The organism is Candidatus Auribacterota bacterium (genome assembly GCA_026392035.1).
In the GTDB taxonomy this organism is placed as follows: domain Bacteria; phylum Auribacterota; class Tritonobacteria; order UBA1439; family UBA1439; genus JAPLCX01.
Map to the genome: position 1 here is coordinate 105972 of JAPLCX010000097.1, position 16173 is coordinate 122144.

Consider the following 16173-nt stretch of genomic DNA (forward strand, 5'->3'; position numbering starts at 1 on the left):
TCAGTATTTTACCGCAGAGCCCAGTCCACCGTCTACATCTATTACTTGTCCCGTGATGTACGAGGCTGCGGGAGAAGCCAGAAAGAGGACTATCCCGACGATATCCTCCGGCACCGCGAAGCGGCGCATGGGGATGGATTTTTTGAGCCCATCGCCCGCGAGCCCCCTCACCGTCGCGCTCATGTCCGTGATCACCATCCCCGGCGCCACGGCGTTCACGGTGATATTTTTGGGGGCGAGTTCCAGGGCAGCGGCGCGCGTGAGGGCATTGAGACCCGCCTTTGATGCGGCATAGTTCGCCTGCCCCCTTCCCCCGCAATTCCCTGAGATGGATGATATATTGATGATCCTCCCCGTCCGTCTCAGCACCATCCCTTCGACCACTGCTTTCATGCAATGGAACGCGCCGGTGAGGTTTGTTTCCACCACTGCGCGCCAATCTTCGACGGGCATTGAGGCGAGAAGGGAATCTCTCACGAGGCCGGCACAGTTGATCAGGATATCAATTTCCCCCAGCTGATCCTTGATCTTCGCCACCGCGTCATTGACCGATTTCCACGCGCCGATATCGCAGCAGAGCGCCATCCCGCGAGATCCCCTCGTTTTAATTTCCTCCAGCGTGCGGCGCGCGGCGTCGTGATTTTTTTCGTATACAAGCGCCACTGAAGCGGCGCGCTCAGCGAATGCCAGGGCAATCGCCTTCCCTATCCCTCTGGATCCTCCGGTGACCACCACTACCTTGTTCTTGAATTCGGCTTCCATCAAAGGCCCCAAAAGGAAGTCTCCATTTCCATAAACGGTAATATATATTCCCAAAAGAGCAGAAGCTATACAGAGGTCTCTTTCCCCTCGTGCACCCCCTGTTGAAGCGCCTTAAAGCTTTCTCTCGCACTCCATGAGGGCCGCGAGACGCCCCTCGAAGAAGCGTGATATTTTCTCGTCAACCTCATTCAGGCGAGGACATAACTCGCTCAAGGGCTGAGACTTGAGGACGAACCGGCCTACCACGGCGTTCCGGCCCTTCACCTTCCCGCTGCCCTTGAAGACGACACCATTCCCGCTGCGATTCACAACGGCAACCTCAAGCCGCAGCTCGTCTCCCGGCCTTACCACGCTGCCATAGCGCACCGCTCTCACTTCGCGCAGGAGAAAGACCGAGTGCGAAAATCCCTCGCTCAACCGCAGCAGCCACGCACCCGCCTGTGCCAACGCCTCAAGCATCAGCACCCCCGGCATGATCGGAAACGCCGGGAAATGATCAGCCAGGTACCCCTCGCAGAGCGACAGTGTCTTGAGGGCCGTAATGTGCTTTCCCTTCTCGTAACTTACAATGCGGTCGATCATGGAGAAAAACATAAAAACCTCTCAAATGACAAATACCAAATGACAAAATAATTTACTTCGCCACGGTTTTGTCATTTGTCCTTTGGTATTTGTCATTTGGATTCCGGTATTTGTCATTAGTGCTTTGTCATTTGCACTGTATCATCTGCCCTTTTCTTCCCGTGCCCCTTGCCAAATTTCACCGATACCACCTTTGAAACACCGGACTCCTCCATGGTGATACCGTACATCACGTCCGCCATGCTGATGGTGCGCTTGTTATGAGTCACGATAATGAACTGAGACTCTTTCAAGAAGTGACCAATGAGCGCCAGGAAACGATTGATATTCGACTCGTCCAGCGGCGCATCAATCTCGTCCAGGACACAGAAGGGGCTCGGCCGCACCTTGAAGATCGCGAACAGCAGCGCGATTGCGGTCAGGGCTTTCTCCCCGCCGGAGAGAAGGGAGATGTTCTGCAGATTCTTCCCGGGGGGGCGGGCGACGATGTTCACCCCCGCCTCAAGAATGTTCACCCCCGCCTCCAGAATCAGATCGGTGTTGCCCCCGTTGAAGAGCTCCTTAAAAATCTCTTTGAAGTTCGCCCTGATCGCCTCGAACGTCGTCGTGAACATCCGCGTCGTCTCGACATTCATCTTGGCAATTGCCTTCGCCAGCGAATCTTTTGCGGTGAGCAGGTCATGCTCCTGGTCGGTGAGGTATTTCAAGCGATCTTCGAGCTCCTTGTGCTCATCGATGGCGACCATATTGACAGGCCCGATACGCGCGAGCTTCTCTTTCAGCTGGGCGATTGTCCCCGCTACCTCAGTCCAGTCGCTGATCTGCTGGTCGATCCCGGCACTGGTCAGATCCTCCCCATACTGTTCGCTGATCCTCTCAATGATACCCCTGCGCGCCGCCCCGTCTTCGGCCAGTGCCACCTCGAGCCGCGAGATCTCATCTTTAATGTCGTTAAGCGATGATACTTGCTCCTTGAGCAGTTCGTCAATCTGTGTCTGCCGCTGGTACGCGGCTGCCTTCTTTTCTTCCCGCTGCTGTGCATCTGTATCTGTCGTTACTCTTTCATCGATAAGCGATTCGACCTCACCGCGCAGTGTTTCTATTTCCGCAGCGAGCTCGCGGCGGCGGGAAGCCGCTCTGAGCTTCTGGTCCTCCCTGGTCTTGAGGAGATCCCCTGTCTTCTCGATCTCCCTCGTCACCCGTTCGAGGTTTGCGCGCCGACTATTCTCTTTTTCACGCGCCGCGGCGAGGAGCATCTTCAATTCGGTCACCGACACCTGGAGCTCCTCCTGCTCCTTTGCGTAGGCATCCAGCGCCCGCTGCTGGGATCCCAGCGCCTCCTGTGTATCCGCCTCTCTCTTCTCATTGGCGGCAATCTCTTTCCCGAGATGCTGCCGCGTGAGCGATGATTCCCGCTGTACCGCCTCGATCTCAGCAGCCTCTTCCTTCGCCGCCACACGTTCGCCCTCAAGATGTTCGAGAACCGCGGTCGTACGCAGCTCCTCTGTCCGTGCCTCTGCGAGTTCGATCTCGCTCCGATGCAGCTTCTCGCCGGCGCTCGCGAGCGTGCATTCCAGCTCACGCCGGCTCTTTTCAAGTTCTTCCGCCCGGCAATGGGTTTCAGCGCTGCGCGCGCGGAGCGACTCAACCTGCGCCCGTACCTGTTCGATCTCGTGCTCCCTTGTGACAATGGGCAATGCCCCGCGTGTGCGGTTGCGCACGCTCACCTGCCCGCGCGCAACGAGCAGCTCTCCTGAACATGTGGCGAGCTTCACACCGGGACAACACACCCCGAGGATTCTCAGGGCATCGTCAAAGGTGGAAACAACATAGATGTCCCTGAGGAGATACCTCGCGACAGTGATAAAATCGTCATCGACCGCCACAAAATCAAGCGCGCTCCCCCGCAGCCCTTCCCCATGAGGCGCCTCCGCAGGAGGGCTGTCGAGGAGCTCGGCAATGGGGAGGAAAGAGGCATCAGCGCTCCCCTTCAAGAACGAGATCGCCGCACACACGTCTTCCATCGAGCGTGCGATGATACATCGCAGCGCGTGGCTCAGCGCTGCTTCCAGAGCCAGTTCGTAACCTGGGTGAGCGCGTATTTTTTCCGCCACCACCCCCATGATGCCCTCGAGCGCTCCCCCGCCACGGTTCACCTCGCGCATGATGATCCGAACACCCTCGGGAAATCCCTCGCGGGCATCCCTGTACCGCTCGAGGAGCTCACGCTGCGATTCCGCGTGCGCGAGGGCCTTCTCGTTCTTCAGCCGCTCCTCGCCCATTTCAACTTCGGCTCGTCGCGCGTCGCGCATGCGCTCCTGCGCGCGCTCCAGTTCCTTTGCCGCAGCCGCTCGCGCGGCCTCCAGCCCCCTCCGGCTGGCCTGTTTTCCCTGGGACTCCTTCCCCGCCAGTTCAATCTTTTCCGCGAGTTCCCGCTCCTCGACCTGCAGCCGCGTGGCACGGAGCGTGGCGTTCTTGGAATTGAGCGTGCTGCTCGCAAGTTCATTCTTGCACCGCGAGCTGAGGTTGATGATATCGATGAGTTCGGCCCTCCGCCGGTTTTCTTCCGCCTCACCCTCGCGCAGATTGTTTCTGACCCGCTCGAGCTCGCCCATCGCCGCCTCGAGATCGGCGCTCGCGCTCTGGTACCCACGCGCCGCTTCTTCAAGCGCCCCCCTCAGATCCCCTTCCTCTTTTCGCAGCGCCTGGAGCGCCCCGTTGAGTTCCTCAATCTCTCTCCCGTAGAGCTCCTCATTTTCCCCAAGCTCCTGGATCAACCGCTCGTTTGTCTCGATCCGACTGCGGTTGTGCTCGATGCTGCCGCTGACCCCCGCGCGCCGCGCCTGCACCGTGCCGAGCTCCCGGTCAATCGAGTGGAGGTGCTCCCTGAGAGAAACCTGCTCGGCTTCGAACTCCTCAATGCGCTTCCGGATCTCCTCCTCCCGCCGCTTCGCCGAGTCGCGCGATCCTTCGGTTCCCCGGATCTTCAGGTCAATGTCCGAAAGGCGCTTCGCGCCGAACTGGATCTCGAGCCCCTTGAGCGCATCTCCGACCTCCTTTGCCCTCCGCGCCCTGGCCGCCTGCCGCTCGACGGAGGCGAGCTGCCTCCTCACCTCCTTGATGATGTCGCTCAATCGGAGAAGGTTTTCCTCCGTCGACTCGAGCTTGCGGAGTGCTTCTCTCTTTTTTTCTTTATACTTGGTAATCCCCGCAGCCTCCTCAAAGATGAATCGCCGGTCTTCAGGCTTTGAGCTGAGCACCATGTCCATTTTCCCCTGTTCGATGATCGAGTACGCACTCAGGCCTATCCCGGTCCCCATGAAGAGATCGTCAATATCTTTGAGACGGCAGGGATTCTTGTTGATAAAGTACTGACCCTCGCCCGACCTGACCACGCTGCGGGTAATCGTGATCTCGCTGTAGTCTACGGGGAGTCGCTTATCGATGCCGGAGAGCGTGAGAGAAACCTCCGCGAGGCCGAGGGGTTTGCGCTGGTCGGTCCCGCTGAAGATGACGTCCTCCATCCTGAGCCCCCTGAGCAATCTCGCGTTCTGTTCACCCATGACCCACCGGATCGCGTCAGCGACGTTGCTCTTCCCACAGCCATTGGGGCCCACGATCGCCGTAACCCCCGGTTCGAAGTCAAAGCGGGTCTTCTCAGCGAAGGATTTAAATCCGACCAGTTCGAGGGATTTGAAGTACATAATAAAAACAGCCGAAAGTTTAAAGTTTAAAGTCGAAAGTTGAAAGCACCGTTGCCCTCTGGCCTTACACTTTCAACCCTAAACTGTTGTTAGCCTGCGGGCGTTAATCTCTTTGGTGAGGCGGGGGACAATCTCAAAAAGATCTCCGATCAGCCCGTACGTGGCCACCTTAAAAATCGGAGCTTCCGCATCTTTATTGATCGCGATGATCATATCCGAGGATTGCATCCCCACGAGGTGCTGGATGGCTCCGGAGATTCCACAGGCAATGTACAGCTTTGGCTGCACGGTTTTTCCCGTCTGCCCGACCTGGTAGGCATAGGGAACCCACCCTGCGTCCACCGCGGAGCGTGAGGCCCCGACCGCTCCTCCCAGCGCCTTGGCGAGATCAAACAGGATGGAAAAATTTTCCGGACCGCGCATCCCGCGCCCGCCGGAAACGATGGTGTCCGCCTCAGCGATGTTGATCGTCTCCAGGGCCTCCTCGACGCTCTTGAGCACCGTGCTGCGGCTCCTGAGCTCCTCTTCGCGAGGCTGAATCTGGATGATCTCGCCGGTGCGTCCCTCATCGGGGGGGAGCGCCCTCATCACTTTATGGCGGACGGTTGCCATCTGCGGCCGGTGGCGATTGCAGAGGATTGTCGCCATTATGTTTCCGCCGAAGGCGGGACGCGTCTGCGCAAGATGGCCGGTCTCCTGCTGGATCTCTAGACCGGTGCAGTCCGCCGTGAGCCCCGTTTTGAGCTCCACCGCCACACGCGGGATGAGCGAACGCCCGATACAGGTAGCGCCCGCGATGACGATCTCCGGTTTCTGCTCCCTGATTATGCGGCAGAGTACGTTCGCGTACGCCTCGTCATTGAAGGATTCCAGCTTCTCAGACTGTGCAAGAATAACCCTATCGGCCCCGTAGGCGACCAGGCGCTTCGCCTGCTGCGCGACATCCTTGCCGATGAGCACCGCACTGAGCGCGCCGCCCGTATCCTCCGCCAGCGTCCGCCCTATCCCCAGCAGTTCGTAGGAGACACTCTGTACCACACCCCGCTTCTGTTCCGCCACAACGAGCACACCCTTATACCCGCTCAATCCATCGCCGGCCCCCGGCACGGTTTTTCTCAACACGAGGGCCTCGTAGGGGCATGAATCGATGCACGCCCCGCAGAGCGTGCAGCTTTCCTTGACCACCGCGAGCTTATCCTCGAGCTCGAGCGCGTCATAGGGGCAGGCCTTGAGGCACGCCCCGCACCCAACGCACTTCTCGGCTACTACCTCCAACCATGCCATGATTCACCGTTACATGCTAGTTTTACACCACGGAGGACACGGAGCAACTTAATTTCCACAAAAAGCGATCAAGATTAAATCACCCTCGTTTATCTTTTTCGGTTCTCTCACTCTTTATGGAAACAAAACATTACCTTTGTTCTCCTCATTATCGCTCCGTGCTCTCCGTGCCTCCGTGGTGAACAATTACACTATCTTCAGCTTCTCCAGTTCACCCACGAGCCGCTTCACGAGATCGGCCGCCTCCCCATGCCAGATCTGGCCCGCCTCACGCTGGGGCGGGCTGAAGACCTTTTCTACCCAGGTCGGCGACCCCTCCAGTCCAACCCGTCCAGGATCAACACCGAGCTCCTGTACCCCCCACGTGCGGATCTCCGCCTTTTTGGCTTTCATCTTGCCCCTGAGGGATGGCAGCCGGGGCTCGTTGATCTCTTTCACCACCGTCACCACGGCCGGCAGCGGCGTCTCCACCAGATCGAATCCCTCTTCCGTTATCCGCTCCGCGGTGAGGCGCCCCTCCCACATTTCAACGATCTTGCGCACGAACACGACCTGCGGCAGATCGAGCTGGACCGCGATTCCGGGCCCGACCTGGGCCGTGTCACCGTCGCTTGCCTGCTTGCCGCATATGATGAGGTCAAATGTCCCTATTTTCTTAATACCCGCGGCGAGGGCATGCGATGTGGCGAGGGTGTCCGAACCCTTGAACGCGGCGTCACACAGGTGAACCGCCTCATCCACCCCGAGCGATATCGCCTCACGCAGCGCCGCCTCCGCCTGCGGGGGGCCCATGGTGAGGACGGTGACCCTGCCGCCATGCTTCTCCCTGAGGCGGAGCCCCTCCTCGATGGCGTACATGTCAAACGGATTCACGATGCTCGGCACCCCCTCACGGACGAGCGTCCGCGTCTCGGGGTCTATCCTCACCGCGGTGGTATCAGGCACCTGTTTGATACAGACGATGATTTCCATAACGTGTAAACTCGAAAGTAAAAACGCAAAAGTCAAAACCACAATTCAAAAGTGAAAATCTTTTTAAGTTTTAAGTTTTGGTTTTGCCTTTTTACTTTCGACTTTTGATTTTCTTCTATTCTCTCCTTGCCGCTTCCTCCTTGACCAGGTGAGAGGCGATGATCGTGCGCTGGATCTGGTTCGTCCCCTCGTAAATCTGCGTGATCTTCGCGTCGCGCATCATCTTCTCCACCGGATACTCTTTCATGTAGCCGTACCCGCCGAGGACCTGCACGGCATCGACCGTGACCCGCATCGCCACATCCGACGCAAAGAGCTTGGCCATCGCCGATTCCTTGGCGATCCTTTTCTCGCCGCGGTCTACGGCGCGGGCGACGGCGTAGACGAGGGAGCGGGCCGCCTCGATCTGGGTGGCCATGTCCGCGAGCATGAACTGTATCCCCTGGAATGAGATGATCGGCTTGCCGAACTGTTCCCTCTGCCGCGCGTAGGTCACCGCCTCGTCGAGCGCCCCCTGGGCGATGCCCACCGCCTGCGCCGCGACTCCCGGCCTCGACGCGTCGAAGGTCTTCATGGCGACGATGAACCCCTGCCCCTCCTTGCCGAGGAGGTTTCCCGCGGGAACGCGGCAGTCCTGGAAAACGAGCTCGCGCGTCGCCGAGGCCCTGATACCCATCTTGTTCTCTTTCTTGCCAAACTCAAAACCGGGCATTCCCTTTTCCACGATGAACGCGCTCGCGCCGCGGCTGCCGCGCGCTTTATCGGTCATGGCGACCACCGTGTACACGGCGGCCTCCCCGCCGTTGGTGATCCACTGCTTCGTCCCGTTCAGCACGTAGCTGTCGCCGTCCTTGCGGGCGGTCGTCTGAATCGCGCCCGCATCGCTCCCCGCGTTCGATTCCGTGAGGGCAAAAGCGACGATGCTCTTCCCCTCAGCGATATTCGGCAGATATTTCTTCTTCTGGGACTCGCTCCCGAAGAGGATCAGGGGGAAGGTTCCCAGGGCTGTTGCGGCGAGGCAGAGGGCAATCCCGCCGCACACCCGGCTGAGCTCCTCAACCGCGATGCAGAGGTCCAGCACCCCGCCTCCCGTCCCGCCGTATTGTTCCTCGATGTATATCCCGAAAAGATTTGACTCGGCGATGACCTTCACGATATCCCAGGGGAACTCCTGAGATTCATCCAGCTCGGCCCGACGGGGCAGGATTTTTTCTCTGGCGATCTTCGCCGCGATCTCCTTGATGAATTGCTGCTCCTCTGTGAGGAAGTAGTTCATGGCGCATTCTCCATAGTCAAACAATCAGACATTGCTCACACACACGTGATGAGGAAAAACAGAATGAGAAGCGATCCTCCGCTGAGAGGCAGGATACTGTGGCGCACACCCCCCACTAGCCTTCAAACTTCCGGACCACGAGTGAGGAATTGTGACCGCCGAATCCGAACGAATTGGACATGGCAACCCTGACGCTCTGTTCCCGCGCGGTATTGGGCACATAATCCAGATCGCACTCCGGATCGGGGTACTCATAGTTGATGGTGGGTGGAATAATGCCATGTGTGAGGGTGAACACGGTGCTGATGAGCTCAACTCCCCCCGCGGCGCCCAGGAGGTGCCCGAACATTGATTTGTTGGAGCTCACCGCCAGCTTTTTGGCATGATCTCTAAAAACATCCTTGATCGCCATGGTCTCATACTTGTCATTGAGGTTCGTGGAGGTGCCATGCGCATTGATATAGTCGATGCCGTCAGGGTTAACCCCCGCATTTTTAACGGCCATTCTCATGCACGCTGCCGCTCCCTCGCCTCCGGGCGCGGGGGCGGTCATATGGTAGGCATCGGCGGTTGAGCCGTAGCCGATCAGCTCGGCATAGATGCGCGCATCCCTTTTCCTGGCGTGCTCCAGCTCCTCGAGAATGACGACTCCCGCCCCCTCGGACATGACGAATCCGTCCCGTTCCTTGTCAAAAGGCCTGCTCGCCTTCTCGGGAGCGTCATTCCTCGTCGAGAGCGCTTTCAGGGCGCAGAAACCCGCGATGCTAAGGGGGGTCACTGCCGCCTCGGTCCCGCCGGCGATCATCACATCAGCATCACCGAATTTGATCATGAGCGATGCCTCACCGATGCTATGCGCGGCAGAGGCGCATGCGGAGACGATGCAGCAGTTGGGGCCTTTGACCCCGAGTTGCATGGCGATCATCCCCGGCGCCATGTTGACGATGAGCATGGGGATAAAGAAGGGCGAAATGCGCTGAGGGCCTTTGGTGACCATCAAGGTATGCTGTTCCTCAATGGTGCTGATGCCCCCGATGCCGGACCCGACAACAACACCGATCCTGAGCAAGTCTTCCTTCCGAAGATCAAGGCCGGCGTTGTCAACGGCCATTTTTGCCACCACCACGGCGAACTGCACGAAGCGATCCATCCGCCTGGCTTCCTTCGGATTGATCCATACCTTCGGATCGAACCCCTTCACCTCGCCGCCGATTTGCGTGGGGAAGAGAGAGGGATCAAAAGAACTAATACGGGCTATGCCGCTCCTCCCCTTGCAGAGAGACTCCCACATCTCTTGAGCGCTATTGCCGTTAGGGGCAAGTGCACCCACCCCTGTAATGACCACCCGCCTCACGTTATCCTGCTCCTTGACTGAGATTCAGGTTTCCCTATTCCTGCTTCTGGCAATGTTCCTCGATATACTTAGTGGCTTCACCGACGGTCTTCAGATTCTCCGCATCCTCATCGGGAATCTCCGCGTCGAACTCTTCCTCGAGGGCCATCACCAGCTCGACAGTATCGAGAGAATCCGCCCCCAGATCGTCGATAAAAGAAGCATCGGGAGTCACCTCATCGGGATTGACCCCGAGCTGCTCCACCACGATATCCTTTACCCTCTGTGCGATATCCGACATGTTCAACCCTCCTCTTGTATAAGTGCCTTTAAATCGCGAACCAGACCACGCTCACATCACCATGCCGCCATCCACCACGAGAACCTGTCCCGTCATATAATCAGAAAGGCTGCTCGCGAGGAACAGGGCTGCGCTCGCGACATCTGACGGTGTGCCAAAATGCCCCATCGGGATGCTCTCCAGCATCTTCTGCTTTATCCCATTCGGGAGCACCTCGGTCATCCGCGTCTGAATAAAACCGGGGGCTATCGCATTCGCGGTGATCCCCCGTGACGCGAGCTCCCTGGCAATAGATTTCGTCAACCCTATCACACCAGCCTTTGAAGCCGCATAGTTGGCCTGCCCCGCGTTGCCAATTAATCCGACAACTGAGGCGATGTTGATGATCTTTCCGGCGCGCCGTTTCATCATCGGCTTGACGACAGCCTTGGTGAAGTGAAACGCACCCGTCAGATTCACCGCGATCACGGCATCCCAGTCTGCCTCGCTCATCCTCAGGAGAAAATTATCTCTCGCGATGCCGGCATTGTTGACGAGTATATCAATCCGTTCGAAAGAGTCAATAATTTTGTTTACCGCATCGTGAACCTGCTCCGCGCTGCTCACATCCGCAGTGAGCGCACACGCGCGCCGCCCCAGCGCCGTGATCTCATCACGCACCTTCGTGAGCGGCTCGGCGTCACGATCGCAGATGGCGACGTCCGCCCCCGACCGCGCGAAACAGAGCGCGATCTCTCTCCCAATCCCCTGGGCAGCCCCCGTCACGACGGCAACCTTATTCTCGAGCATCATGGTGCGTCTCCCGCTCTGCCTTTGAGTTCATCCAACGCCTTCCCGAGGGTGTCCGGATCCTGCACGTTCACCACTTTTAGGCTCTTGTCAATCCGGCGCATGAGACCGCGGAGCACCCTGCCGTGGCCCACTTCCATGAAAAACGCCACCCCCCGGCTGATGAGGTACCTCACGCTCTTCTCCCACAATACCGGTGAGCACAACTGCCTGAGGAGCGCCGCGCGAATTTCACCGGGTTGCGTGACCGGCAGCGCGCTCACATTGGCGATCACAGGGTACTTCGGCTCAACGATCTTTGTTTCCATCACTGCCCGGCGGAGCCTTTCTTCAGCGGGCTTCATGAGACGCGAATGGAACGCGCCGCTCACCTGGAGCTGCATGGCCTTCTGCGCGCCCCGCTTCTCCGCCTCCGTCATCGCGGCCTTCACCGCTTCCACGCTCCCGGAAATCGCTATTTGACCCGGGCAATTGAGGTTTGCGACGTCAAGCACACCCCGATCCTGAAAGAGCGAGCAGATCTGCTTCACCGTATCCAGATCCAGCCCTACGATCGAGGCCATGGTGCTCGGCTCTCTGTCGCACGCCTCCTGCATGGCCTCCCCGCGCTGTCGCACAAGCCTCAATCCATCGGCAAATGAGAATGAACCCGCCGCCACATGGGCGCTGAACTCTCCCAGGCTCAATCCAGCGGCTGCTATGGGGAGCGGCATGTCTACGGCAACTTCCTGAAGCGCCCGAATGCAGGCGATACCAGTGACGAATATCGCCGGCTGGCTGTTCTTGGTCAGCGTGAGTTCAGCCTCAGGGCCCTCGACGCAGAGCTTTCTGATATCGAACCCGAGTATTTCGTTTGCCTCTTCGAATACTTTACGTGCATCGGTGAATCGCTCCGCAATCGCACCGCCCATCCCCACCTCCTGAGAGCCCTGGCCGGGGAAGAGGAGAACAATCTTGTGCGAATCGTACATGGCAACACTCCCTTATAAAAATTCAAACCTCAAAATCAAAACTCCAAAACAAATACCAAACTCCAAATTCCAAAATCTAAAATATCCTCTGCTGATGAACTTCTCATCCTTTCATTTCAAATATTGAAGTTTGAAATTTAAAGTTTTGATTTTACATTTTCACCACCATCGCGCCCCACGTGAAACCTCCGCCGAAGGCGACGAGGAGCACCGTATCGCCCTTCGCGAGCTTCGCCTGTTTCATCGCTTCATCGAGCGCGACGGGGATGGAGGCTGCGGACAGATTGCCGCAGTGATCAACTGTGATATAAAATTTTTCGAAGGGAACACCAATCTTCTTTGCGACGGCGCGCATAATTCGCAGGTTCGCCTGGTGCGGTATCACGTAGGTGACTTCTCCCGCGCTCATCCGGGCCCGTTCGAGTGCCGACTCCGCTGCGTGCACCATAGCGTTCACCGCCTGTTTGAATACCTCCTTGCCCTCCATCTTCAGGTAGTGGAGGCGCTGGTCAACGGTCTCGTGGGACGCCGGGGTCCGGGAGCCGCCGCCGGGGAGGTACAACAGATTGCCCCAGCGCCCGTCAGCGCCGAGGTAGGACGAGATAATTTCGCTCCCGTCTGTCGTCTGGCCGAGGATGGCCGCGCCGGCTCCATCGCCAAAAAGAACACAGGTATTTCGGTCCTGCCAGTCGGTGATCGCGGTAAGTTTTTCCGCTCCGATCACGAGGGCGTTACGGTACCTCCCGGCCTTGATACACTGCCACGCCACATCCAGCGAGTAGAGCCAGCCTGTACAGGCGGCGTTCAGATCAAAACAGGCGGCATCGAACGCTCCTAAATGTTTCTGGACAATACATGAGGTGGAGGGGAAAGCCATATCGGGGGTAACCGTCGCGACGATGATCAGATCAAGCGCGCTCGCGCTCAACCCGCTGTCGGTGAGAGCCCTGCGGGAAGCCTCGATCGCGAGGTCTGAGGTGGCCTGATCCTCACGAGCGATATGCCGGATATTGATACCTGTCCTCTCGACGATCCACTGGTCAGTGGTATCAACCATCTTCTCCAGATCTGCATTACTCAGTATCTTTTCCGGCAGATAGGATCCACATCCGATAATGCCGACCTTCGCATGACTCATCGCACTGCCTCTGTATACATGGGCGTGCAACTCCTACAATCACTGTGTCGCGCAGCTCTCAGTGGTCCGCTGCATGATGTACTCATTCACGCCGTGTTGCACAAAGCTCTCGGCGACACGAATGGCATTCCGGATCGCCTTGGCATTAGAACTCCCGTGACAGATGATGCAATTCCCGTTCACCCCGAGCAACGGGGCTCCCCCGTATTCCGTGTAATCGCCCCTCCGGGCAATGCTCGCGAAGGATCCCTTGAGAATCAAGCCGCCGATCTTATTCCAGAGATTTTTTCTCACCTCTTCTTTAATCATCTTCATCATCGCCCAGGCAAGCCCTTCCGTGCACTTGAGCACCACGTTGCCCACGAAACCGTCGGAAACGACCACATCCACCTTGTAACCGTAGACATCCCTGCCCTCGACATTGCCGATGAAATTGAGTTTCGCGCGCTCGAGGAGTTCGAATGTTTCCCTGACCAGCGCGTCCCCCTTGGTCCGCTCGGATCCGATACTCAGGAGGCCGACCTTCGGATTTTGCTTTTTCTGGATCAAGCGGGCGAATGCATCTCCCATGATCGCGAACCCGAGAAGGTGTACCGGCTTGCAGTCTATATTCGCGCCCGCATCGATGAGCAGCGAGACGCCCCACGGGGTGGGAAGGTAGGTCGCAATCCCCGGCCGCTCAATCCCCTTGAGAAAACGCCACTTGAGTTTCGTCGCCATCACCACTGCCCCGGTATTGCCCGCTGAGACCATCGCCCCGGCCTCGCCCCGTTTCACTAGATTGGCCGCCTCGCCGATGGAAGAATGTTTCTTTTTCCTCAGCCCGCTGAGCGGTTCTTCCCCCATCCCGATTACCTCAGAGGCGTGCACGAAAGATACGTTGGCCAGGAGTTCAGGTTTCCCGAGCTTTTTGACCTGCGCACGAAGCTCATCCTCCCTGCCGACGAGGATAATCTCCCGATCGGGCTTCGCCTCAATCGCCTCAAGCGCGCCCTGGACGACGGCGCGCGGGGCGTGGTCGCCCCCCATTGCATCAATCGCGATTTTCACGTTCTACTCTTCCTTTACCGACATCACCTTTTTACCCCTGTAGTAGCCGCAGTGGGGGCATGCGCGGTGTATTGGTTTCGGCTGATGGCACTGAGGGCAGAGTCCCGGAACGGCGCAATCGAGCCGCTGGTGAGCCCTCCGTTTACGCGTGCGACTCTTCGACTGCTTTCTTTTAGGTGTCGTCATTTCTTGTTCTCCGGAGGGAGCTTGAGCTCCTCAAGAGCGCTCCACCGTGCGTCGCCACTTCCGGGCGCGCACGAACAGCGCTCCAGGTTAAGATCGTTGCCGCAGTGTGCGCATATCCCCCTGCACCTCTGCGCGCAGAGCGGCTTGATGGGCAGGGCGATTATAATATCCCCTCTGAGATTCTCCGTCAAGTCGATTATCTCCAGTTCCTTCACGTGTCGGCTGAAGCTGAAGCGATCCACGCGGATTTCAGTCCCGAAAATTCTCAGGCACCGCGAACAGGTGAGTTCGGCAGCCATGCGCAGCCGCCCTCTCACGATAAGCTCCCCACTCACCACCTCCACGCCAAGATCATACGCCAGCCCCCCCGCAAGTGTAGCCCCCTCAAACACCAGATCGAGCTCATCGGGGCTGAGGGTGCCGCTGAGGCGCACCCCCCCAGGCGGTATTTTCCGGATCTCGATGATGAGCCCCATAGGTATCTTCCGCTATGAGGGTAAAGGGTGAGTGTTCGAGGTTGCGCGCGCTTCGTTATATATGTATATGTCGTGGCGCCACACTGCCGCTCAACCCCCAACCCTCGACTCTCGACCATGCTTTCTGAGTATTGCCGTAACAATGTCCGGGACAAAAGCAGTGACGTCCCCACCGAGGCCGGCGATTTCTTTTATCATCCTGGAACTGAGATAGGAGTATTGCTCGCTCGGCATGAGGAACACCGTTTCGATATCGCTGCAGATCTTTCGATTGGTGAGTGCCATCTGGAATTCGTATTCAAAATCAGAGAGCGCCCTCAATCCCCTGATGATGATCTTCGCGCCCCGCTTCTTCGCGTAGTCAACAAGCAAACCGCTGAAGCTGTCAACCTCAACCCCCTTCATGCCCACGGCGATTGTCCTCAGCATCTCGAGCCGTTCATCGACTGAAAAGAGGGGATGTTTCTCCGAGTTGATGGCCACTGCCACGATCAAACGGCCGAATACCTTCAATGCCCGCTCCATCACATCGACGTGGCCATAGCTGACGGGGTCGAAACTCCCTGGATAAATCGCGAGAGTCATAATGTTTCCTCACCTTCGCTCACCACATCAAAAAAGGACAGCGCCGTGTCACCGTAACGTCGCTGCATCTTAAGAGTGAGCCGCGTGAGATCATGCGGCGGCTGGTCGCTTCTAAAATGTTCGATGACAACCATGGCGTGCGGCGCAAACGTACCATACCTTTCCAGGGCGCGCAATATCTTTCTGAATTCGCTCTCTCCCTCTTTCGACGTATGGTAGGGAGGATCCGCCAGCACAAGGCTGAACCGCTCGCCCCTCGCGCTGAGGAGCCTCACCGCCCGGGTGCACTCGATGCGCATCACCCGGGTGCGCGCGCCGACCCCCAGCCGCTCGATGTTTTTTCTGATCACTGCGCAGCACGCGGGCGCGCGCTCGACAAACCAGCACCGCTCCGCCCCGCGCGAAAGCGCCTCGAGGCCGAGGTTTCCGCTCCCCGCGTAAAGATCCAGCACCGAGGCCCCATCGAGGGATGAAGCAATGATCTGAAAGAGCGCCTCTTTGACCCTGTCAGCCGTCGGTCGGACAGCGTGTGAGCGAGGCGCACGCAGCTTCCTGCTCTTAAATATGCCTGCGATGATCCGAACCATAGTAAATAAATCCCAACGAATAAGCAGTAAGAATTAAGGTAATGGGTCAGTTTTGCAGGGGTAACGGTAAATGATGTTCGCCACGGATTTTCACGGATAACCACACGGATGGCCGCAGATGAAGCTTTCTTTTCATCTGTGAATATCCGTCATAATCCGTCCCGCTTAGCGGGATCC

The 16173-nt window shown here is 58.0% G+C and carries 16 protein-coding genes; all 16 read right to left on the reverse strand.

Annotated features, from left to right (window positions below):
• The gene (gene fabG / locus NTX71_10775) at window positions 1-762 is read right to left on the reverse strand and encodes a 3-oxoacyl-ACP reductase FabG (protein MCX6340379.1); all 762 of its coding nucleotides are present in this window, start codon (window positions 760-762) and stop codon (window positions 1-3) included.
• A 111-nt stretch (window positions 763-873) separates the two neighbouring features.
• Window positions 874-1356 (reverse strand): beta-hydroxyacyl-ACP dehydratase, encoded by a 483-nt coding sequence (locus NTX71_10780; protein ID MCX6340380.1) that lies wholly within the window; start codon window positions 1354-1356, stop codon window positions 874-876.
• Window positions 1357-1460: 104 nt separating this feature from the next.
• The gene (gene smc, locus NTX71_10785) at window positions 1461-5048 is read right to left on the reverse strand and encodes a chromosome segregation protein SMC (protein MCX6340381.1); all 3588 of its coding nucleotides are present in this window, start codon (window positions 5046-5048) and stop codon (window positions 1461-1463) included.
• A gap of 78 nt (window positions 5049-5126) precedes the next feature.
• Window positions 5127-6332, reverse strand: coding sequence for an electron transfer flavoprotein subunit alpha (locus NTX71_10790; protein MCX6340382.1), 1206 nt, complete (start codon window positions 6330-6332; stop codon window positions 5127-5129).
• A 186-nt stretch (window positions 6333-6518) separates the two neighbouring features.
• Complete coding sequence (locus NTX71_10795; protein ID MCX6340383.1) at window positions 6519-7304, reverse strand: electron transfer flavoprotein subunit beta/FixA family protein; 786 nt, start codon at window positions 7302-7304, stop codon at window positions 6519-6521.
• A 115-nt stretch (window positions 7305-7419) separates the two neighbouring features.
• Complete coding sequence (locus tag NTX71_10800; protein MCX6340384.1) at window positions 7420-8580, reverse strand: acyl-CoA dehydrogenase family protein; 1161 nt, start codon at window positions 8578-8580, stop codon at window positions 7420-7422.
• A gap of 115 nt (window positions 8581-8695) precedes the next feature.
• The gene (gene fabF / locus NTX71_10805) at window positions 8696-9934 is read right to left on the reverse strand and encodes a beta-ketoacyl-ACP synthase II (GenBank protein MCX6340385.1); all 1239 of its coding nucleotides are present in this window, start codon (window positions 9932-9934) and stop codon (window positions 8696-8698) included.
• 34 nt (window positions 9935-9968) lie between these two features.
• Window positions 9969-10214, reverse strand: coding sequence for an acyl carrier protein (locus NTX71_10810; GenBank protein MCX6340386.1), 246 nt, complete (start codon window positions 10212-10214; stop codon window positions 9969-9971).
• A 51-nt stretch (window positions 10215-10265) separates the two neighbouring features.
• Window positions 10266-11003 (reverse strand): 3-oxoacyl-[acyl-carrier-protein] reductase, encoded by a 738-nt coding sequence (gene fabG / locus NTX71_10815; protein ID MCX6340387.1) that lies wholly within the window; start codon window positions 11001-11003, stop codon window positions 10266-10268.
• Window positions 11003-11974, reverse strand: coding sequence for an ACP S-malonyltransferase (gene fabD / locus NTX71_10820; GenBank protein MCX6340388.1), 972 nt, complete (start codon window positions 11972-11974; stop codon window positions 11003-11005). The genes fabG (NTX71_10815) and fabD overlap by 1 nt, the downstream gene beginning before the upstream one ends.
• 151 nt (window positions 11975-12125) lie before the next feature.
• Window positions 12126-13112 carry a ketoacyl-ACP synthase III gene (locus NTX71_10825; protein MCX6340389.1) on the reverse strand — a complete coding sequence of 329 codons (987 nt, stop codon included), beginning with the start codon at window positions 13110-13112 and terminating at the stop codon, window positions 12126-12128.
• Between the two features lie 39 nt (window positions 13113-13151).
• Window positions 13152-14162 carry a phosphate acyltransferase PlsX gene (plsX, locus tag NTX71_10830; GenBank protein ID MCX6340390.1) on the reverse strand — a complete coding sequence of 337 codons (1011 nt, stop codon included), beginning with the start codon at window positions 14160-14162 and terminating at the stop codon, window positions 13152-13154.
• Between the two features lie 3 nt (window positions 14163-14165).
• Window positions 14166-14348, reverse strand: a complete 183-nt coding sequence (rpmF, locus tag NTX71_10835; protein ID MCX6340391.1) for a 50S ribosomal protein L32 — start codon at window positions 14346-14348, stop codon at window positions 14166-14168.
• Complete coding sequence (locus NTX71_10840) at window positions 14345-14824, reverse strand: DUF177 domain-containing protein (protein MCX6340392.1); 480 nt, start codon at window positions 14822-14824, stop codon at window positions 14345-14347. The genes rpmF and NTX71_10840 overlap by 4 nt, the downstream gene beginning before the upstream one ends.
• Before the next feature lie 90 nt (window positions 14825-14914).
• Window positions 14915-15409 (reverse strand): pantetheine-phosphate adenylyltransferase, encoded by a 495-nt coding sequence (gene coaD / locus NTX71_10845; protein MCX6340393.1) that lies wholly within the window; start codon window positions 15407-15409, stop codon window positions 14915-14917.
• Entirely contained in the window at window positions 15406-15996 is a 591-nt protein-coding gene (rsmD, locus tag NTX71_10850; GenBank protein MCX6340394.1) for a 16S rRNA (guanine(966)-N(2))-methyltransferase RsmD, read from the reverse strand. The genes coaD and rsmD overlap by 4 nt, the downstream gene beginning before the upstream one ends.
• Window positions 15997-16173 lie beyond the last annotated feature (177 nt).